Genomic DNA, 20,374 nt, shown 5'->3' with positions numbered 1-20,374 from the left:
AACCCTATGAGGCGAGGCTTAACCATCCTCCCTTCGACTAGGCTCAGGACGAACGGTAACCCCCCCCATCTTAAGTGGGTAGCCCTTTAAGGTGAGTAACCTTATTAATCATTTTTTAAACCAGTCTTTATTTTTATGAACATAACCCCTTTTAAATTAATTTGTATGAGTTCATTTTTTTTAGTGACCTTTTATAATCAGTCTTTCTTTAAAGCTGTTTTAAATAGCTACCCTCTCTCGTGGAAAACGGCTGGATTTATAAGTTCGTTAACCATCGCTCTTTTTTGTTTTATTGTTTTATTATTGACCCTATTAAGTGCTAAAAAAACACTCAAAATTAGTATTATTAGCCTTTTAATGATTTCATCGTTCAGTAGTTATTTTATGGATAGTTATCATCTGGTGATTGATGATAACATGATTCAAAATATTATTGAAACCAATTTAAATGAGTCTTTAGATTTATTTAGTTTTAATTTAGTTCTTTATACCGTATTACTTGGCATTCTTCCTGCAATTTTTATCGTTAAAGTCAATATTCAACATCATTCATTAAAAATAGAATGTATCCATAAATTAAAAGTTATCATTGGCGTTTTGGTTATTTCTCTCATTCTATTTTTCAGCTTTAGTAAGGCCTATTTATCCTTTATCAGGGAACATAAGCCGATTCGTTATTATATTAACCCTTTATATTATTTGTATTCAACAGGGCAATATATTAATCGGCTCACTCAGAAAAAAGAACTTGCTTTTAAAAAAATAAGTCAAAATGCACAGACACCGATAACGGATAATGATAGAGAATTAGTGATTCTTGTGGTTGGAGAAACCGCGCGGGCGGATCGATTTTCCTTCAACGGCTATCATCGTGAAACTAATCCGTTATTAAAAAAAGAACGTATTATTAATTTACCTAATATGTCCTCCTGTGGCACCTCAACAGCCACCTCTGTTCCCTGTCTTTTTTCAGTTTTTACACGTGAAAACTATGAGGCTAACAAAGCCTTTTCCACTGAAAATGTATTAGATGTTTTACAACATGCAGGCGCGAGTGTCTTATGGCGGGATAATAATTCAGATTCCAAAGGAGTCGCCTTACGAGTTCCTTATGAGGATTATAAAACGCCCCAAACGAATACGATTTGTGATAGCGAATGTCGTGATGAGGGAATGTTAGTCGGTTTACAAGCTCATATTAATAAAACAACGAATAAAGATATTTTAATTGTGTTACATCAAATGGGGAGTCATGGGCCTGCGTATTATAAACGTTATCCAAAGCGTTTTGAAAAATTCAAACCCGTCTGTAAAACGAATCAATTGGAACAATGTACCACCGATGAAATTAATAATGCGTATGATAATACCATTCTATATACTGATTATTTCTTATCAAAGGTTATCGCGTTATTAAAACAAAACTCAGCTGAATTTGAAACCGCGATGTTTTATGTCAGCGATCACGGCGAATCATTAGGGGAAAAAGGCTTGTATTTGCACGGACTTCCTTATTTTATGGCCCCCAAAGAGCAAACACATGTGGCCTCTCTCTTATGGTTTGGTAAAAACTATAAAATAGAGATTGATAATTTGAAAAAAGAAGTCACGCAGGCTTATTCACATGACCATGTTTTTCATACACTGTTAGGCTTAATGGAGACAAAAATTTCTGTTTATGATAAAAATTTAGATATTATCGGTAACCACCAACATCACTATCATTAAATAAGGTTTATATGTTTACAGGAATTATTTTAGCGATCGGTAAAATTACCAGTCTACAAAAACGACAAGGAGATTGTCGATTAACCATTAATACAGGAAAACTTGCGTTAAATGAGGTTGTATTAGGCGATAGTATTGCGGTTAATGGCGTTTGTTTAACCGCTGTAGACCTAGGCCAAGATTACTTTTGTGCTGATGTTTCAAATGAAAGTTTATCTAAAACCACCTTAGCCTTCGCTCAAGTAGGTACTGAGGTTAATCTTGAATTAGCATTAACGCTAGCGACCCGATTAGGCGGTCATTTAGTCAGTGGTCATGTCGATGGCGTTGCGACGGTGATTGAGAAAGAAGCCGATGCACGCTCCATTCGATTTAAATTAAACGTTCCCGATCACTTAGCCAAATACATTGCAGAAAAAGGGTCTATTTGTATTAATGGAATTAGCTTAACCGTAAATCGGGTCGAGGGGGCTGTTTTTGAGGTCAATATCGTCCCGCATACCTTAAAAGAAACGACGTTAGAGGCGACTGTTGTCGGGTCAAAAGTAAATATCGAAGTCGATTTATTAGCACGCTATATGGAGCGTTTAATGAAAGGAGAGGCGGCGGCAGAGCCTTCTAACAAAGTAACCTTATCATTATTACAGCAATCTGGATTTACGACTTAAGAAAGACGAATTGAATCACCGCCAAATTTTTTGTAATATGGACTGCGTAGGCCTGAATTTAGCCCACGCAGTCTGATATTTTACAGGTAAAATCCGCCATTAAAATTTATAAATAGTTCTAAAACGTAAATAATCATTATCTTCCCAGCGACCGAATTGAGTATCCGATAACCCGTTAAAAAAAGCCCCTTCTAACCTAAATTTTAAATTATCATTAGGTTTATATTCAACCCCGCCGAATAAGCCAAAATCAGATTCAACATTATGAATTGCGGAAAAAACGTAGCCCCATTGATGATTGTGTTCTATTTCAATTTTTCCTAAAATAGTATTACGAAACAGACGGGCTTTACGTGAGCGCGTATCCACTTGGATTTGAATTTTCAGCATCAACCGACTCATCCCCTGACCATTGCAGTGTGGTGTTAATTTGATTGAAACCTAAAAAATTAGCTAACACACTCTCGTTATAACTCACCCCTATGGCATAGCGAATAAAGTCTTCATCCCGATTATTATCGGAATACTGATAAATAACTTCGGAATAAAGCCCCCATTCCTCAATCACTTTTAAAACGCCTGCGGCAACCGACGTGGCTAAAGGATTAACTTTATTACGCTGATTCGGTGATAATCCATGCTGTAAGGTAGGATAGATTGAAGGCCCATGATGAATCAAACCAAAAAAATCATAACCCGCTCGTGTCCCTTTGTACTGTAATAAATACCCCATATTTTCAAGTCTAATGGGATAAAACTTTTCTTGGATTTCGTATGTGGTGGCTAAGGCTGTAAATTGAGGATCACTGGTATTACCTAACCATCGTGAATCTGTGGATGGAAGGGCTAATTTATCATTAACAGGAATAACCTTAAACGTCAGGGTATCATCACCCATAAAAAAATCGATGCCTGCTTGCCAAACCCCCATTTTATAGGTTTGAGTTGGATTAGCCGCGTTATAAAGCCCAAAACGATCAACGGGCGAATACATTTCTGATAAGCCCATTTCAATATAATCTTTACCCACCATAACGGCAAAATTATCCGCTTCATAACGTAACCACGCCGTATTAAAATCAATAAGTCGAGGTTGACGTGTGCGATGATCTGGATGAGTAAAGGTACCGTAATATTGATTTTTTTGGGTTGAATACGCGGTATAAAGACTAAAGCCTGCGGAAAGATTATCCGTTAAATAACTTTGAGATTTAACCGTAAAGCGGCCTAAAAAGGCAACCTCATCACTATCCACGGCACTTGAAGACGGGGTTTAAAGTAGCCAGTGCTGGTTATATCCAGTTCATATTCCGCATTATCAACCAATTAAACCAGTGGGTTTTTATCTGCCTGCCCATTAACCGCGTAAACAGTGGTTAAAACCAGTGCGAATAACGATTTTAAATTCACCTTACCCCCTATTATCATAAGCATTCATCTGCGTTCTTTCTAATAAACGTTTTGCTAATATCTTACAAATATTATAATTCAATTTTGCATGTAAGCGGGGATGAAAACGCATAACCGATTGTATTTGTTGTTGGTTTATCATAATAAGTTGCAAGGGCTGACTTTTAGACGACACCTTAACCGTCGCCGTACGCGTCACATTCCCTGTATAACCTGCTTCCCCAAAAACATCCCCTGAACCTAACTGAGCAATTGTTTTCTCACGTTCATTTTTTTCATGCAAAATAATTTCAGCGTCACCTTCAATCACAATAAATAATTTATCATCAACGTCACCTTGTTGAATAACCGTTTCCCCCGCTTGATATTCGCGCATTTGAGATAACAAGATCACGCGTTTAATTTGAAACGGGGTCATATCTGCAAAAATTTTACTGCTCGCTAAAACTTCTTTACCGACATTAAGCGCAATAACATCCCATAAACTGACCAACCGAATGCGTTTAAATAAAACGGGGGTGATTAACAAATCACTAAAAACGGCAACAATCATCGTTAACGCCGACAATTGACCAAATTGAGCAATAATATTAAACCGTGAAGCCGTTAAAATTAAAAAACCTGCGGCTAATGAAAGTGAGGTCGCCATAACAGGCATTGCCTCAGATCGAATAGCACGCCGAGCCGCTGCAACTTGATCGCCATCAATACGGCACTCTTTATTATAGGTACTTAAAATATGGATGGTATCATCTATTGCAATCCCAATCGCAATAACGGCGACAATGGCCGTTCCAGGATTCAGTGGAATCCCTAAAAGTCCCATAGTTCCAAACATATAACCACCACAGGGATAATATTAGGCACCAGCGAAACTAAACCTGCGGTAAAGGATGAATACAACAGCGACATCAGCAAACAAATAATAGCAATTAGAAACGCGCCTGACCAAACTTGAGTAATAAATAACGTTTCCGCCGCCTTATTCACCATAAGGTTTTTAGTATCTACTTTAAATTTCAGGGTAAAACAAATATCAGACCTGCAAACTTTGCGCTTTTTGAGCGATAAGATTCGCCATAGACGGCATTTTGAATTCACCACTAACTCGGTCATAAACATAATCATAAAAACTCACGGCTAGTTTTTTAGCCGTTTCAGCAAGACTCATAAAACTGTCTTTGATTTTCGTGCCTTTCTCATTTCGAGTCTGGAAGCTTATGTCTCGCGCACGCGCTTGTCTTCTTGATTCATCACTGTATTAACAGGTATTTGAGCATCAACTTTTACCCGCGCTTTATCAGCTAACTTGAACTCGTCAAGCAAGGATTGAGCTTGTTGATTGTAGATATAATGGCGTGGCGCATAGTCGGTCAGCACGTCGAGAACCGATAAACGGTCTTTGTTTTTAGGGGTGAAATAAGCGGTAAACAAGTCATTGCAGACCACCTGACAATAGTGGTTATCACCGTTGACTCGCGCACTGGTATCATCAATATGACCGTATCACTATTGAGAATACCGCTGCGATAAAGCTCGCTTTTTTCCTGAGACTTAAGCATGGGAATTAAGCTACGAAAAAGCCTTTAGATACTAAGTCGCTAGGCAAGCCAGTTTTGTCGAGTAGGCATTTTAGCGTTTGGTCGATTTTAACTCGTGGGATCTTGGGTTTACGGCGGCGTTTTTTCTTATCCGAGTCCGTATTTTCAGTGTCGTTATTAGTTTCTTTTTGCGCGTCAACTTGTGCTTTTTTACGTTCGTCTTCGGATGAAATATCATCACCCTTATTATTTTTATTGGGTTTGATATCAGGCTTTCCCTGCTCACCTTTCAAGCGATTAACCTCGTCACGTATCTACTGTAATTCAGTTTCTAAAGACAATTTATCACTGGCTAAGAGTTCAATAAGATTGAATATTTTTTTGACAATATCCTGCGCTTCGCTACTTTCCATTTCTAAGGTCATCGACTTATAAATCTTCTTTCGATGCCCAATTTTTAAAACCAAGATGATAACCTCATCATCCTGTATATTGCAAATTAATCTGTAATCCCCCACCCAATAACGCCATAATCTCTTATATTTCCCTGCTAATGGTTTAGGGTTGCCTAGGTGCTAAAATGTGTTGTCAATAAAGTTTAAATCAATAAGTTACAACCAAGGCTAACGCTTACCATATTTGGATTAGGGACTTTACCCCCCCTATTAGTAATGGGGGTAGAAAGATATTAGAGGAATCAGGGGTTAGGGGCGCGGCAAAAAATCAAGCTGGCTGACCCCTTGTTGGACCCTTGTTTGGACCCTTGTTTGGACCCTTGTTTGGACCCTTGTTTGGACCCTTGTTTGGACCCTTGTTTGGACCCTTGTTTGGACCCTTGTTTGGACCCTTGTTTGGACCCTTGTTTGGACCCTTGTTTGGACCCTTGTTTGGACCCTTGTTTGGACCCTTGTTTGGACCCTTGTTTGGACCCTTGTTTGGACCCTTGTTTGGACCCTTGTTTGGACCCTTGTTTGGACCCTTGTTTGGACCCTTGTTTGGACCCTTGTTTGGACCCTTGTTTGACCCCTTGTTTTATTTGGACTTCAATTTTTAACCATTTGATTGCTGTTTGTTCGTCTTGCTCGATTGCCATTTCTACGGCTTTTTTTGCACTCTCTAACAGGTGCTTGGATTGTTTTCGTAGGTTAAATGATTCGGTAACTTTTTGCTGGATTTCTACTTGTTTTACCTCTGACAAAATAGGAATAACCGTTTCTTTTACCTGATCGGGTCGCCAGTGGAGAATGATTGAACCACCCACATCACGGTTTACCTGCTCTTGCGTTAAAACGGAATTAAGTACCAAGGTTAAATATTCGTTATTCACTTTGTCTGTTTTGCTTTTAAGCCGCAATATGCCGCCAGACGGGAAGCATTTTTTGTGGTTCATCTTTTAGGTAATAGGCAATGCCTGGAGTACCATCTTTGCTGAATAATATCTCGCCTTTTTGGGGTTGGTGACTTTTTGATTTTTCAAATGGGACATTTTCTTCCTTTGGTGTTAGTTTTTTATAGAGTTCGTTTGAAATATATTTCTCTTCTGTCATTTCAAGCGGACTAATATTGCTAACGCGAACAAAAGGGACACCCCCATCAAGGTATTGACCACTTCCAACCTCAATACATTTTTTTATATGCGCCAACTTTTCCAGCGACTCCCAGCCACCAGAATATATTTTTATTGCCTTTATGATTTCTTCGTATTTCGGCTGGTAGTATTCTGCGTCTATGCGTTCAGCATGTTGAGTATCGGAATAATTTTTGATAAAAGTGAGCTGGTGTTTAGGTTGCCAGTGAGTTAAGCCGAGTTCAGAGAGGAGGAGGGTTTGAGCTTGGGTGTATACTGTTTCTCCATTTTTTTGATTTATTCTAGCCACTTGGCATAGACGTTCTATAATCTCTTGAAAATTAATAGGTAATTCAGGTACTAAAATTTCATTTATTTTATATACGAACAAGCTTAACTGTACATTACCTGTTGATTCTCGCAAAGATTGAAATTTGCCATATTTTGTAAGCATAAATGTAGAAATAAATTGAGGTTTAAAATTTTTATTTTGCAATCTAATAATACCAACATGCCTATCTGAATTTGCAGGCAGTATTTCTTTGTCAACAACAGCACAATTGCCAATTGTTCCAACACTCGAGATAATAATGTCGTTTTCTAACAGTTGTGTTCTTGGATTTTTTATATTTTGCTCATTTGATATATTTTTTAAACCAGAAACATCAAAATAATTTTCTTTGGGGGCTTTTGCTGAAACTAATTTGACATTACTATTTTCATCAAAATTGATAGACTCATGTATTCCATCAGTAACAAATGCGATATTTTTTATTTTTTTATATTTTGTCTCCACTAATTTGTCATTCAACACTAAATAGTAAGGATGGTAATATTCAGGATCTAAACGCAAGGCGATACTTTCAAGTTCAGAATAATTAACAATAGAAACCTGCACCTTTACCCCTCCGCCCAAAACGACAACTTTTCACTTTTTGCCCATTCAATAAAGGCTTCAGCTATGCCATCTTGTAATTCTCCATCGTGATTATGCAAATCATGGTCAACAATCAAATGCCCATTTTTATCTAGTTTTTGTTGCCCGTTACCATTTTTAACATAGATGTAATCGCCCGAATTATCCTTACCGCCTTTTTCCGATACAGCAAAAAAGATAGGGTAATCATCTACTTTAGGGCAAAGCTCATCGTGCCATTTCTGCACAAACAAGACGCTGGTTTTTGTGCCAGTATGGGGTTTAAAGCTATTTCCGTGCAAACCAACCACGCCCAAAATACGCCCATGTTGGGCGATAAATTTCCGAATATGCTTGTCTGAGGTATTATTAAAACGTCCTTGCGGTAACACGATTGCCATGCGTCCACCTGCCTTGATAAAATCAAGGTTTCTTTCAATAAATAAAATATCTCGCCCGACTTTTGTTTGGGCTTTTTTACCGTCTGCCTTAAAGCCCAGTTCATATTGATGCAAGATACGGCTTTCTTTAATGTCCCCGGCAAAAGGTGGGTTTGCCATGAGAATATCAAAGTTGAATTGCTTGTCTTGACCTTTTTCGGCTCGTAGTTTCTCTAAGCGTTCAAAGCCTTTTCCGTAGGTGTTGATCCATTTTTTGTCTTTTTCTGTTTTATCTTTCCAGCGGTCAAAGTCTAATGTGTTTAAGTGCAGTACATTGGTTTCACCGTCTCCTGCTATCAGGTTTAGGGTTCTGGCAACCCTCACGGTTTTTTCATCAAAGTCGATACCAAAAACTTTGAGTACATGCTGCTTATCTTCATCGGGTATTTCGGCATTGGTGAATAAATGCCCTGTGAGTTTAAAAATGGTGTGAACGGGAAAGCCACAACTGCCCGAAGCGGTATCAATCATATACTCGCCCCGTTTGGGGTTGAGCATTTGCACGCACATATCAATCACATGGCGAGGTGTAAAGTATTGACCTTTTTCACCTTTGGCAGATTTATTGACCAAGTATTCAAAGGCTTCATCTACTACTAGCAAATTAGAATTAAACAGTTTGACATCTTGCAAGCTGGACACGCAAACCGATAAATGACTATCGGATAATTCAAAGTTTGAACCTTCAGGAAATACCCCCGACCACTGGCTTTTAGCTTCATCAAATAGCGTTTGAATTTTGTTTTTTAATTCCGTATCGGTTTGTCCTGTATTTCTAAATTCCATCACACGGAATTTTTTATCATTAATACCTGACAAGGTGTTTTTAAGTTGGTCGTAATCGCCCCTGTCTTCATCATCAAGGTTTTGGTCAAGATAAAATTCAATATTGGCTTTGTCTTTTTTAGAGCCAAATTCATCATAGAGTTTGGTGAATATAAGCTTAAAAACTTCTTCAAATACATCAACGCCGGCATTAGCTAAAACTTCATCTTCCATTTCAAGAATGATGTCTTTTAGGGATTTACGCTCATTGGCGATTTTATCCTTGATAATAAGGTCTTTGAGGGTAAAGCGTTCGCTGAGAATATCCTTGAGGCTTTGGTTTGCCTTGGGAATATCGGTAATGTCTTCAAAATAATTGGGGTCTTTGCGGTGATAGTGGGATATTTTCTCACCATTCGTCCATACGCCAATCGGCGCACCTGTGGCGTTGCAGTATGAACGAAGTTGGTCTTTACCGTCTTTGAGCTTGGGTTTTTTAAGTTCAATAATAATAAATGAAGCATCGGAACGGTCTTTGTCAAATATGACAATATCGGCACTTTTCTTTTCTCTACCAAAATTTACCGAATATTCAAAAGCCAGTCGCTTTTTTGGATAGCCATACTCATTGATAAGCCGTGCGGCATAAAGCTGGCGGACTATTTCCTCTGGCTTTAGCTGAATATCCTTTTCTCGAACGATACATTTAATGTATGGGGTTTCTTTACCTCTGGTAGTTTTGGTAAAAACTTCTTTACGCAAGGCTTCAATTTCACCTGCGGAAAATAAGGCAAGATGATAATTACTGTCTTTAAGTATTATTTGGATAATGTCCGATTGTGTCATTTACTCTCCATTGTCTTTGTTTTTTGTTTCGGTCTGGCACGGTGGTTGGTTTGCAAATATAACGACTAAATCACTTGACGTAAAAAGGGGCAGAAATTTTGCGACAGCAAAAATTTGTGACGCTTTTTACGGTCAAGTGGATTTTTTTGTTATGTTTTTTATTAAATGAACCGTTCAACATTAACATTAAAAAAAGCACTTAATTTTTTTGCAACCTCTTTACTAATACTTCGTCGACCAAGCTCAAAACAAAACCGACCATGGGTTTTTCGGTCACGCCCATCAACTTTTGCATGGGAATTAAGCGAACTTTGGGTTTTTCGGTCACGCCCATCAACTTTTGCATGGGAATTAAGCGAACTTTGGGTTTTTCGGTCACGCCCATCAACTTTTGCATGGGAATTAAGCGAACTTTGAAATTATAAGGGGACGAGAAAAAAGTGCATCCCCTTTTTTATCTCGTCCCCTTTTTATCCCTAGCATATCAATGTATTTAACATTTTTAAAGATTCAAAATGGTAATGAATAAAGGGGTCGTGAATAAAGGGGTCGGAATAAAGGGGTCGGAATAAAGGGGTCGGAGTAAATTATAAGGGGACGAGAAAAAAGTGCATCCCCTTTTTTATCTCGTCCCCTTTTTATCCCTAGCATATCAATGTATTTAACATTTTTAAAGATTCAAAATGGTAATCAATTCTTTTATTGATAAAATCTGAAATTAATTGTCGAGCTTTTGGCTTCATTTCCCTTTTAATATCTAGCATAATATGACTATAGATATAGTCTCTTGCTTTGTACTCAATCTTTGATTGACTATTCCAGCCATTATCTTTTTCTAAAACTGAATTTATATAAATATTCATATTGATTACAACCCAGTTTGAAGAGTCTCCTTCATAAATTTTTGGAAGAAACTCTTTTTTAAAATGATTATATTTATCACCACCTAACTCACGAATTTCTGGATAATAGACTTGTTCTTCTAAATAAAATATATTAAAATCAATTGCTTATATATACTTGATAACACTCACAATCAGTTGATACAGCCTAATAAATAAACTTTAAATTAAATTATTAAAAATAATAAATAAGCTTTATAATAAATTTCTATAAAAAATAAAAATCAAAGTATAACATGAAAATAAAAGAAATTTTACCAAGAATTTATGATGATAGACAGTTAAGAACTTTAACAGGATTAAAAACAGAACATTTTATTTTACTATTATCTCTATTTGAAAAGACCCTTATTGAAGATCAAAAAGAAAAACATGAAAATAAAGAAAGAAAATACGGTAGTGGTTTAGATAGCACATTAAAAACACCCGCAGACAAATTATTATTTATATTAAATTATATGAAGTGTTATTCTACTTTCGATCACTTAGGGTTTTCTTTTAATATGAATAAATCATGCGCCCATACTCATGTATACAAATTATTTCCAATTTTAATAAAGACGTTAGATATATTTAATGTTTTACCTGCAACAAGTTTTTCAACCCCTGAAGAAATGCAGCAGGCTTTTGGCGGAGTTCAAACATTGATAATAGATGCTACAGAGCGTGCTGTACAACGCCCTAGTGACTATGAAGAACAAAATGAATTTTACAGTGGTAAAAAAAACAACATACAATTAAAAATACCACTATAGCTTCTTTAGGTCATTTAATTTTATATATTGGGGTTAATTTTCCAGGTAAAAATCATGATTATGGAATGTTTAAAAAAGAATTTAATCCAGAATTAAATTGGTTTAGTAATTTTAATATATTTATTGATTTAGGTTATTTGGGGTTTAATAATGAATATAAAACTAATTCGGTAAATATTCCTCATAAAAAACCAAATAAATCTAAGCATAATCCAAACCCAACATTAACAGAAAATCAAAAAAAAGAAAACAAAGAGATGAGTCGTGAAAGAGTCATTGTTGAGCATGTAATCGGTGGAATGAAAAGATATAGATGCCTAGTTGACAAGTTTAGAAATAAAAAAGAAGGTGTAAAAGATTTATTTTCTTTTTTAGCGGCTATCCTATGGAATTTTAACATGATATATTAACTTCTTCTTAAAGAACAAGTCTAATGTTCCATAAAAAATTTATAAACCTTTATCTCAAATTCTTTAGAGACCCAAGTAGCAAATTTAAATGCTAATAAATGATGAATTCTTTTTGTTTTTCCTCTTCCAAAAATTATTTTATTAGACTTGTTCTTCTAAATAAAATATATTAAAATCAATTGCTTATATATACTTGATAACACTCACAATCAGTTGATACAGCCTAATAAATAAACTTTAAATTAAATTATTAAAAATAATAAATAAGCTTTATAATAAATTTCTATAAAAAATAAAAATCAAAGTATAACATGAAAATAAAAGAAATTGGCTACCAATTTAAGACGGGACATCCAGCAATTTCAAAGGGTTAGAAAACACACGCTTTCGACTATTTCTAGGAAGCGGTAACTCGCCCATTTCATTCAGTAGCCATGAAAACAAGTCTGGAAACTCGGTATCAAATAAACGCATGGCGGCGGTTGTGCCATCCTCACGTTTGATTCCGTAGTTATGAATGACCGTCAACGCGTTTAATCGCTTTTTATTCAAACCTCGCCCATTGCGATACATTTGCGATAAACAGCCATTTCGCCCTTCCACCGCAGATGAACTGCGTTGAAACTGCCTTGCCATATGCTCCGCCAATGTTAGCCATCGCTGCATTTCACTGATTGATAACTTTGCACTAAATGGGTCTGATTTGAGCTTATCAGACGCGGTTTCCCAAGCTTTTCGATAGTTTTCCTTTGACCTGCGGCTTTTAGTTTGTTCCATTTTCTGATGCCAATAAACAACGGGTAATAATGTTGTGGTCAACCAATATTCGGTATCCGCATCAAGCCCCAAATTTTGCAAGGTTTCGCGTACCCAAAGCCACCAAAAACTGATGGATACCGCTAACGGTTTTATTTGATTACGAAACTTTTTCATCACGCCTTTATGATCGTTAATCCCTTGTTTTTCCGCTATTTTTTCAAAGGCTCGCGCTCTTAACTCTAGCAACTTCTCAACCTGTTCCGCATCGTTTCTACGACTATCATTGAGTGAAAAAGGATGAACTTCATCCGCAATCCCTTGTAAGTTTTCGTGATAATCTGTTTGTATTTTTTTGGCTTCTTCAAGCTCTTTTTCAGCCGTTATCCGTGTTGTTTTAAGTCCAATAATTTTCTGCATCGTTGCCGTTTTAGAAACAGTAGACTCTGCGGTTTGCGCTGCTTGCCGCTGTTTTTCAGCCCTTGCTGCACGCCTGCCGATTTTCGCGCCTAACCAGCGACTCATATCTTGTTGAGCATGAAAAATATCTGCCCCCGATTCGCACTTAAACCCCGTCACTGCCATTTTTATCAACGCCTTAGCGCGATCACTAATCGCATGATTAACCTCAATGCCTAATGATTCTAATCGTGGCGAAACCTTTTTATACCAAGTATCGTAGCACCTATCATCGCTAATATCTTCCAACAAAAGATAGCCAGAACGTAAGTCCATTAAAACTAAAATCATAAAGTTGCCGAAAAAGTCTCATCCAGCCCAGCAACAACTTTACGTGTTTGTTTTTTCACACTTTTTCGCATTCTTGCTGAAACTGCGGCAATAAGACTTCCATTTTATTGATTTGAGTCCGCAGTGCGTCGGGTGATACGCCCACATGGGTGTCAATCCGTATCATTTTAAAAAACAGCGATAAAGTCTCTGCACCTACGCCTGCCTTTAATCCAAAGACATACAAGGCGGAAAACACCATTAATCTTTGCCAAGAACTACCTGCCTCGGTTTCCCATAATGATGATTCAGGATGTCGATTTCGCTTTGTTTGCGCTTGACGATGACGATGCACACTGCTTTTTGAGCGACCAACAATTGAAGCTAAGTTACGAACAGTTTGCTTGCCTGTTGTTGTAATTTCAGCGATAATTGCGTGACTAGCTGCGCGTATTTTCTGTGTTGTTCTGTTTTTTTAGTCATTAACCTATGATACAAGAATATCGCAGTTAGTTCTTTATTTTGTCCCGTCTTAAGTTGGTAGCCAAGAAATTTTACCAAGAATTTATGATGATAGACAGTTAAGAGCTTTAACAGGATTAAAAACAGAACATTTTATTTTACTATTATCTCTATTTGAAAAGACCCTTATTGAAGATCAAAAAGAAAAACATGAAAATAAAGAAAGAAAATACGGTAGTGGTTTAGATAGCACATTAAAAACACCCGCAGACAAATTATTATTTATATTAAATTATATGAAGTGCTATTCTACTTTCGATCACTTAGGGTTTTCTTTTAATATGAATAAATCATGCGCTCATACTCATGTATACAAATTATTTCCAATTTTAATAAAGACGTTAGATATATTTAATGTTTTACCTGCAACAAGTTTTTCAACCCCTGAAGAAATGCAGCAGGCTTTTGGCGGAGTTCAAACATTGATAATAGATGCTACAGAGCGTGCTGTACAACGCCCTAGTGACTATGAAGAACAAAATGAATTTTACAGTGGTAAAAAAAACAGCATACAATTAAAAATACCACTATAGCTTCTTTAGGTCATTTAATTTTATATATTGGGGTTAGTTTTCCAGGTAAAAATCATGATTATGGAATGTTTAAAAAAGAATTTAATCCAGAATTAAATTGGTTTAGTAATTTTAATATATTTATTGATTTAGGTTATTTGGGGTTTAATAATGAATATAAAACTAATTCGGTAAATATTCCTCATAAAAAACCAAATAAATCTAAGCATAATCCAAACCCAACATTAACTGAAAAACAAAAAAAAGAAAACAAAGAGATGAGTCGTGAAAGAGTCATTGTTGAGCATGTAATCGGTGGAATGAAAAGATATAGATGCCTAGTTGACAAGTTTAGAAATAAAAAAGAAGGTGTAAAAGATTTATTTTCTTTTTTAGCGGCTATCCTATGGAATTTTAACATGATATATTAACTTCTTCTTAAAGAACAAGTCTATTGTCTTTTAAGCTTTCAGAGTGTTTTAATACGGAAATAAATTCTTTTGTGTCTTTTCTTGACATAAAAATGTTAAATCTTTTATCAAGCAACCCTGTAAATTTTAGTATCTCAACCTCAAGCTCATTGACATAAATCATTTTCAAATGCATGTCTTGAGCAAAAATCAACCCATCAAATTCAATCTCCAACTTTTGATTTATTTTCATATTTTTAGTCTATTTTCATATCATGCTTTTTTCATAAAATTATGTTTTTTTAACAAATGAAAGTATATCATGTTTTTTTCATAGAATTATGTTTTTTTTAACAAATAAAAAAAGGGATGAAGGCTACCAATTTAAGACGGGACATCCAGCAATTTCAAAGGGTTAGAAAACACACGCTTTCGACTATTTCTAGGAAGCGGTAACTCGCCCATTTCATTCAGTAGCCATGAAAACAAGTCTGGAAACTCGGTATCAAATAAACGCATGGCGGCGGTTGTGCCATCCTCACGTTTGATTCCGTAGTTATGAATGACCGTCAACGCGTTTAATCGCTTTTTATTCAAACCTCGCCCATTGCGATACATTTGCGATAAACAGCCATTTCGCCCTTCCACCGCAGATGAACTGCGTTGAAACTGCCTTGCCATATGCTCCGCCAATGTTAGCCATCGCTGCATTTCACTGATTGATAACTTTGCACTAAATGGGTCTGATTTGAGCTTATCAGACGCGGTTTCCCAAGCTTTTCGATAGTTTTCCTTTGACCTGCGGCTTTTAGTTTGTTCCATTTTCTGATGCCAATAAACAACGGGTAATAATGTTGTGGTCAACCAATATTCGGTATCCGCATCAAGCCCCAAATTTTGCAAGGTTTCGCGTACCCAAAGCCACCAAAAACTGATGGATACCGCTAACGGTTTTATTTGATTACGAAACTTTTTCATCACGCCTTTATGATCGTTAATCCCTTGTTTTTCCGCTATTTTTTCAAAGGCTCGCGCTCTTAACTCTAGCAACTTCTCAACCTGTTCCGCATCGTTTCTACGACTATCATTGAGTGAAAAAGGATGAACTTCATCCGCAATCCCTTGTAAGTTTTCGTGATAATCTGTTTGTATTTTTTTGGCTTCTTCAAGCTCTTTTTCAGCCGTTATCCGTGTTGTTTTAAGTCCAATAATTTTCTGCATCATTGCCGTTTTAGAAACATTAGACTCTGCGGTTTGCGCCGCTTGCCGCTGTTTTTCAGCCCTTGCTGCACGCCTGCCGATTTTCGCGCCTAACCAGCGACTCATATCTTGTTGAGCATGAAAAATATCTGCCCCCGATTCGCACTTAAACCCCGTCACTGCCATTTTTATCAACGCCTTAGCGCGATCACTAATCGCATGATTAACCTCAATGCCTAATGATTCTAATCGTGGCGAAACCTTTTATACCAAGTATCGTAGCACCTATCATCGCTAATATCTTCCAACAAAAGATAGCCAGAACGTAAGTCCATTAAAACTAAAATCATAAAGTTGCCGAAAAAAGTCTCATCCAGCCCAGCAACAACTTTACGTGTTTGTTTTTTCACACTTTTTTCGCATTCTTGCTGAAACTGCGGCAATAAGACTTCCATTTTATTGATTTGAGTCCGCAGTGCATCGGGTGATACGCCCACATGGGTGTCAATCCGTATCATTTTAAAAAACAGCGATAAAGTCTCTGCACCTACGCCTGCCTTTAATCCAAAGACATACAAGGCGGAAAACACCATTAATCTTTGCCAAGAACTACCTGCCTCGGTTTCCCATAATGATGATTTAGGATGTCGATTTCGCTTTGTTTGCGCTTGACGATGCACACTGCTTTTTGAGCGACCAACAATTGAAGCTAAGTTACGAACAGTTTGCTTGCCTGTTGTTGTAATTTCAGCGATAATTGCGTGACTAGCTGCGCGTATTTTCTGTGTTGTTCTGTTTTTTTAGTCATTAACCTATGATACAAGAATATCGCAGTTAGTTCTTTATTTTGTCCCGTCTTAAGTTGGTAGCCGGGATGAAAAAAGGCGGAAATAAAGGGGGTCGAATAAAGCGAAAAAATAACCTACCCACTTTTTCCTAGTTTGCGGGGACAGTATAAATTTAAATCAAAACAAGTCGCCCGTATGAAACTTGCGTAATATGAGAAACCCCGCGTTAACGCTTCATATAAAACTCGATCAACAACCCAACCTATCATTTTAAACGATAACTTAATTTTCAGCTCTCACTTTTTTTGCTTGCATCATTGCCTTTAACGCGGCCTTCTTTTGATTAGCTCGCTCCTTTTTTTCATTTTGTAACACCAATAAACGATGCTGTTTCGCTTGATAACGTTGTTTTGCTAAAGTTTTGTTATATACATTATCCGTTACCTCAATAACAATACAATCAACGGGACAAGGAGGAATGCATAAATCACACCCCGTGCATTCCTCACTGATAATCGTATGCATCATTTTAGAAGCCCCTAGAATCGCATCAACAGGACAAGCCGTTAGACATTTTGCACAACCAATACAGTCTTGTTCAACAATAAGAGCAACATGAGGCGGCTGATATTCACCAAACTTAGGATTTAAGGGTTTAACCACTTTATTAAGCAAAGCCGCCAGTGACTGAATCGTCTTATCCCCACCAGGTGGACACTGATTAATCTCCGCCTTATTATTGGCTAACGCGTGAGCATAAGGCTCACAACCTGAGTACCCACAGCGCGTACAGTGTGTTTGAGGTAAAACATCACTGATTTGTTTTGTTAATTCAAGTTGAGATAGGCTCATTCCTTTATTCCTTTATCTTTTTTAAAATGGATTTCGCATTTTCCACTCAATTGATTCATCTTGAAACTAGGTAGATGAGAACTGCAGCTGATTGTTATCTAATTCAACCTTGATCGTTGAGCCTGCTAAAAATTCACCCGCTAATAATTTTTCAGCTAAAGGGTTTTCTAATTGTTGTTGAATAGCTCGCTTTAACGGTCGTGCGCCATAAATAGGATCAAACCCTGCTTCCCCTAATAAATCCAATACCGCCACTGAAAGCTCTAGGTCAAGATCTCGTTCCAGTAGTCGTTTGCGTAATGATTGAATTTGTAGTTTACAAATAGCCCGAATATGTACTTTTCCTAAAGGATGAAAAACAACGGCTTCATCAATTCGGTTAATAAATTCGGGTTTAAATTTCCATTCGACAATATCCATAACCGCCTTTTTCATAGCAGGATAATTATTTTCACCCGCTAATTCTTGAATGCGTTCTGAACCTAAATTAGAAGTCATAATAATGACCGTATTACTAAAATCAACGGTACGTCCTTGGCCATCGGTTAAACGCCCATCATCCAAAACCTGCAACAAAACATTAAAAACATCACTGTGGGCTTTTTCAATTTCATCGAGTAATACAATAGAATAGGGCTTTCGGCGAACCGCCTCGGTTAAATAGCCCCCTTCTTCATAGCCCACATAACCAGGAGGCGCACCAATGAGGCGAGCCACTGAATGTTTTTCCATAAACTCAGACATATCAATCCGCACAATTGAATTTTCAGAATCAAACAAAAAATCCGCTAACGCTTTGCAAAGTTCAGTTTTCCCAACCCCTGTAGGGCCTAAAAATAAAAAAGAACTAATCGGTTTATTTGGATCAGAAATCCCTGCTCTGGAACGACGAATAGCATGACTCACGGAGGTTAAGGCATCGTCTTGACCAACAACACGCAAGACTAATTCTGTTTCCATGCGTAATAATTTATCTTTTTCACCCTCCAGCATTTTTGAAACAGGAATGCCTGTCCATTTTGAAACCACTTCGGCAATTTCATCCTCGGTAACGTTGTTACGTAACAATTGTAATGGCTTAGTTTCAAGGGTATTTGCTTGCGTCAATTCCTGTTCCAATTTAGGAATAACGCCATACTGCAATTCTGACATTTTGGCTAAATCATTATGACGACTGGCCACGTCCAAATCTAATCGCGCTTGCTCTAACTTTTCTTTAATTAAGCTTGAACCCTCCAACATCAGCTTTTCGGCCTTCCAAATTTCGTCTAAATCAGCAAACTCTTTTTCTAAGGATAAAATTTCAGTTTCTAAATCCTGTAAACGTTTTTTAGAACTGACATCTTTTTCATTTTTCAACGCCACTTGTTCAATTTTTAACTGAATCAAACGCCGTTCTAATTTATCCATCACTTCAGGTTTAGAGTCAATTTCCATCCGAATTTTACTCCCCGCCTCATCAATTAAATCAATGGCTTTATCGGGCATTTGTCGGTCTGAAATATAACGATGCGATAAAACCGCCGCCGCCACAATCGCGGGATCGGTTATATCAACTCCGTGATGAACTTCATAGCGTTCTTTTAATCCCCGTAAAATAGCAATCGTCGCTTCAACATTGGGTTCATCCACTAAAATCTTTTGAAAACGTCGCTCTAAAGCCGCATCTTTTTCTAAATATTTTCGGTATTCATCTAATGTCGTCGCTCCAACACAATGCAATTCGCCTCGTGCTAATGCAGGTTTTAGCATATTCCCTGCATCCATTGATCCTTCCGCTTTCCCTGCGCCGACCATCGTGTGTAATTCATCAATAAACAGGATGATTTGTCCTTCCTGTTTTGCAAGTTCTTTTAAAACCGCTTTAAGTCGCTCTTCAAATTCCCCTCGAAATTTTGCTCCTGCAATCAATGAGGCCATATCTAAGGATAATAGCTGCTTATTTTTAAGTCCTTCAGGAACTTCACCCTTGATAATTCGTTGCGCTAACCCTTCAACAATCGCCGTTTTTCCCACACCTGGCTCACCAATTAGAACAGGATTATTTTTAGTTCGCCGCTGTAATACTTGAATCGTCCGTCGAATTTCATCATCACGACCGATCACAGGATCAAGCTTACCTTGGGCGGCTTGCTCGGTTAAATCAGTGGTATATTTTGATAAGGCTTGACGCTGGTCTTCTGCATTTTCATTGTGAACCTTTTCGTCTCCACGAAGTGCGTTAATGGCCCGCTCTAAAATTAGTTTATTGAGTCCTAATTTTTTTAATATCCCCTGTAATTTATCTTTACTTTCAATCGCCGCTAATAAAAATAACTCACTAGAAATAAAACTATCGCCTTGTTGTTGTGCTAATTTATCGGTTAAATTAAGAGTTCGTGTTAATTCCGCTGAGATTTGAACATCGCCACCTGCCCCTGAAACAGTGGCTATTTGTTTTAATTCATTGTCTAAAATTGATTGAAGTTGGTTAACATTGGTTTCAATTTGAGTTAATAAAGGGCGAATACTTCCCCCTTCTTGGGTTAATAAGGTCAACATCAAATGCAGGGGCGTAATAAATTGATGATCTTTCCCCACGGCTAAGCTCTGAGCATCCGCAATCGCTTGTTGAAATTTGTGTGTTAATTTATCCATTCTCATAAAATAAGCCTTAA

24 protein-coding genes and 1 pseudogene are annotated in these 20,374 nt (G+C 37.2%); 6 read left to right on the top strand and 19 right to left on the bottom strand.

The genetic code is table 11. The features are described 5' to 3' along the window. Positions 1-135: 135 nt before the first annotated feature. Positions 136-1,728, top strand: coding sequence for a phosphoethanolamine--lipid A transferase (locus Q9M50_10055; protein ID MDQ7090969.1), 1,593 nt, complete (start codon positions 136-138; stop codon positions 1,726-1,728). A gap of 11 nt (positions 1,729-1,739) precedes the next feature. Then, on the top strand, positions 1,740-2,396 hold the full coding sequence (locus tag Q9M50_10050; GenBank protein MDQ7090968.1) for a riboflavin synthase: 657 nt from the start codon (positions 1,740-1,742) through the stop codon (positions 2,394-2,396). 99 nt (positions 2,397-2,495) lie between these two features. On the opposite strand, the gene Q9M50_10045 is transcribed toward Q9M50_10050, so the two are convergent. The 12 genes and pseudogenes from Q9M50_10045 to Q9M50_09990 form a co-directional block, all read right to left on the bottom strand. Continuing rightward, complete coding sequence (locus Q9M50_10045; GenBank protein MDQ7090967.1) at positions 2,496-2,765, bottom strand: hypothetical protein; 270 nt, start codon at positions 2,763-2,765, stop codon at positions 2,496-2,498. Then, the gene (locus Q9M50_10040) at positions 2,746-3,651 is read right to left on the bottom strand and encodes a hypothetical protein (GenBank protein ID MDQ7090966.1); all 906 of its coding nucleotides are present in this window, start codon (positions 3,649-3,651) and stop codon (positions 2,746-2,748) included. Before Q9M50_10040 ends, Q9M50_10045 begins: the two co-directional genes overlap by 20 nt. Before the next feature lie 156 nt (positions 3,652-3,807). Then, positions 3,808-4,644 carry a cyclic nucleotide-binding domain-containing protein gene (locus Q9M50_10035; protein ID MDQ7090965.1) on the bottom strand — a complete coding sequence of 279 codons (837 nt, stop codon included), beginning with the start codon at positions 4,642-4,644 and terminating at the stop codon, positions 3,808-3,810. Then, the gene (locus Q9M50_10030; GenBank protein ID MDQ7090964.1) at positions 4,620-4,799 is read right to left on the bottom strand and encodes a hypothetical protein; all 180 of its coding nucleotides are present in this window, start codon (positions 4,797-4,799) and stop codon (positions 4,620-4,622) included. Before Q9M50_10030 ends, Q9M50_10035 begins: the two co-directional genes overlap by 25 nt. Before the next feature lie 43 nt (positions 4,800-4,842). Next, the gene (locus Q9M50_10025; GenBank protein MDQ7090963.1) at positions 4,843-4,977 is read right to left on the bottom strand and encodes a hypothetical protein; all 135 of its coding nucleotides are present in this window, start codon (positions 4,975-4,977) and stop codon (positions 4,843-4,845) included. Positions 4,978-5,024: 47 nt separating this feature from the next. Next, on the bottom strand, positions 5,025-5,255 hold the full coding sequence (locus Q9M50_10020; GenBank protein MDQ7090962.1) for a hypothetical protein: 231 nt from the start codon (positions 5,253-5,255) through the stop codon (positions 5,025-5,027). 118 nt (positions 5,256-5,373) lie between these two features. Continuing rightward, positions 5,374-5,640, bottom strand: a complete 267-nt coding sequence (locus tag Q9M50_10015; GenBank protein MDQ7090961.1) for a hypothetical protein — start codon at positions 5,638-5,640, stop codon at positions 5,374-5,376. A 21-nt stretch (positions 5,641-5,661) separates the two neighbouring features. Next, positions 5,662-5,895 (bottom strand): annotated as a pseudogene (locus tag Q9M50_10010) (type II toxin-antitoxin system RelE/ParE family toxin). A gap of 149 nt (positions 5,896-6,044) precedes the next feature. Continuing rightward, positions 6,045-6,674 (bottom strand): hypothetical protein, encoded by a 630-nt coding sequence (locus Q9M50_10005; protein MDQ7090960.1) that lies wholly within the window; start codon positions 6,672-6,674, stop codon positions 6,045-6,047. Positions 6,675-6,690: 16 nt separating this feature from the next. Then, positions 6,691-7,812, bottom strand: coding sequence for a hypothetical protein (locus tag Q9M50_10000; GenBank protein MDQ7090959.1), 1,122 nt, complete (start codon positions 7,810-7,812; stop codon positions 6,691-6,693). A gap of 2 nt (positions 7,813-7,814) precedes the next feature. Beyond that, the gene (locus tag Q9M50_09995; protein ID MDQ7090958.1) at positions 7,815-9,797 is read right to left on the bottom strand and encodes an N-6 DNA methylase; all 1,983 of its coding nucleotides are present in this window, start codon (positions 9,795-9,797) and stop codon (positions 7,815-7,817) included. Positions 9,798-10,080: 283 nt separating this feature from the next. Further along, positions 10,081-10,278: a hypothetical protein gene (locus tag Q9M50_09990; GenBank protein MDQ7090957.1), complete on the bottom strand. Its 198-nt coding sequence runs from the start codon at positions 10,276-10,278 to the stop codon at positions 10,081-10,083. Between the two features lie 741 nt (positions 10,279-11,019). Here Q9M50_09990 and Q9M50_09985 point away from each other — a divergent pair. Beyond that, positions 11,020-11,538: a transposase family protein gene (locus Q9M50_09985; protein ID MDQ7090956.1), complete on the top strand. Its 519-nt coding sequence runs from the start codon at positions 11,020-11,022 to the stop codon at positions 11,536-11,538. A gap of 26 nt (positions 11,539-11,564) precedes the next feature. Next, entirely contained in the window at positions 11,565-11,948 is a 384-nt protein-coding gene (locus Q9M50_09980; GenBank protein MDQ7090955.1) for a transposase family protein, read from the top strand. Between the two features lie 339 nt (positions 11,949-12,287). Here Q9M50_09980 and Q9M50_09975 read toward each other — a convergent pair whose 3' ends face one another. Together Q9M50_09975 and Q9M50_09970 are read right to left on the bottom strand one after the other, a co-directional pair. Next, positions 12,288-13,454, bottom strand: a complete 1,167-nt coding sequence (locus Q9M50_09975; protein ID MDQ7090954.1) for a DUF6399 domain-containing protein — start codon at positions 13,452-13,454, stop codon at positions 12,288-12,290. Between the two features lie 55 nt (positions 13,455-13,509). Continuing rightward, complete coding sequence (locus Q9M50_09970; protein ID MDQ7090953.1) at positions 13,510-13,788, bottom strand: hypothetical protein; 279 nt, start codon at positions 13,786-13,788, stop codon at positions 13,510-13,512. A 295-nt stretch (positions 13,789-14,083) separates the two neighbouring features. Here Q9M50_09970 and Q9M50_09965 point away from each other — a divergent pair, with 295 nt between their 5' ends. Beyond that, positions 14,084-14,488 carry a transposase family protein gene (locus tag Q9M50_09965; protein ID MDQ7090952.1) on the top strand — a complete coding sequence of 135 codons (405 nt, stop codon included), beginning with the start codon at positions 14,084-14,086 and terminating at the stop codon, positions 14,486-14,488. A gap of 26 nt (positions 14,489-14,514) precedes the next feature. Further along, entirely contained in the window at positions 14,515-14,898 is a 384-nt protein-coding gene (locus Q9M50_09960; GenBank protein MDQ7090951.1) for a transposase family protein, read from the top strand. 7 nt (positions 14,899-14,905) lie between these two features. Here the strand turns inward: Q9M50_09960 and Q9M50_09955 are convergent, their stop codons facing one another. The 5 genes from Q9M50_09955 to clpB all read right to left on the bottom strand — a co-directional run bounded on the left by Q9M50_09955 (position 14,906) and on the right by clpB (position 20,360). Beyond that, positions 14,906-15,130, bottom strand: coding sequence for a hypothetical protein (locus tag Q9M50_09955; GenBank protein ID MDQ7090950.1), 225 nt, complete (start codon positions 15,128-15,130; stop codon positions 14,906-14,908). A 131-nt stretch (positions 15,131-15,261) separates the two neighbouring features. After that, the gene (locus tag Q9M50_09950; GenBank protein MDQ7090949.1) at positions 15,262-16,263 is read right to left on the bottom strand and encodes a DUF6399 domain-containing protein; all 1,002 of its coding nucleotides are present in this window, start codon (positions 16,261-16,263) and stop codon (positions 15,262-15,264) included. 59 nt (positions 16,264-16,322) lie between these two features. Next, positions 16,323-16,757, bottom strand: a complete 435-nt coding sequence (locus tag Q9M50_09945) for a hypothetical protein (GenBank protein MDQ7090948.1) — start codon at positions 16,755-16,757, stop codon at positions 16,323-16,325. A gap of 390 nt (positions 16,758-17,147) precedes the next feature. Beyond that, positions 17,148-17,717 (bottom strand): RnfABCDGE type electron transport complex subunit B, encoded by a 570-nt coding sequence (locus tag Q9M50_09940; protein MDQ7090947.1) that lies wholly within the window; start codon positions 17,715-17,717, stop codon positions 17,148-17,150. A gap of 66 nt (positions 17,718-17,783) precedes the next feature. Then, on the bottom strand, positions 17,784-20,360 hold the full coding sequence (clpB, locus tag Q9M50_09935; GenBank protein ID MDQ7090946.1) for an ATP-dependent chaperone ClpB: 2,577 nt from the start codon (positions 20,358-20,360) through the stop codon (positions 17,784-17,786). Positions 20,361-20,374 lie beyond the last annotated feature (14 nt).

The sequence above is a fragment of the Methylococcales bacterium genome (genome assembly GCA_030949405.1).
GTDB lineage: Bacteria > Pseudomonadota > Gammaproteobacteria > Methylococcales > Methylomonadaceae > WTBX01.
This window is presented reverse-complemented; position numbering and strand designations above follow the sequence as displayed.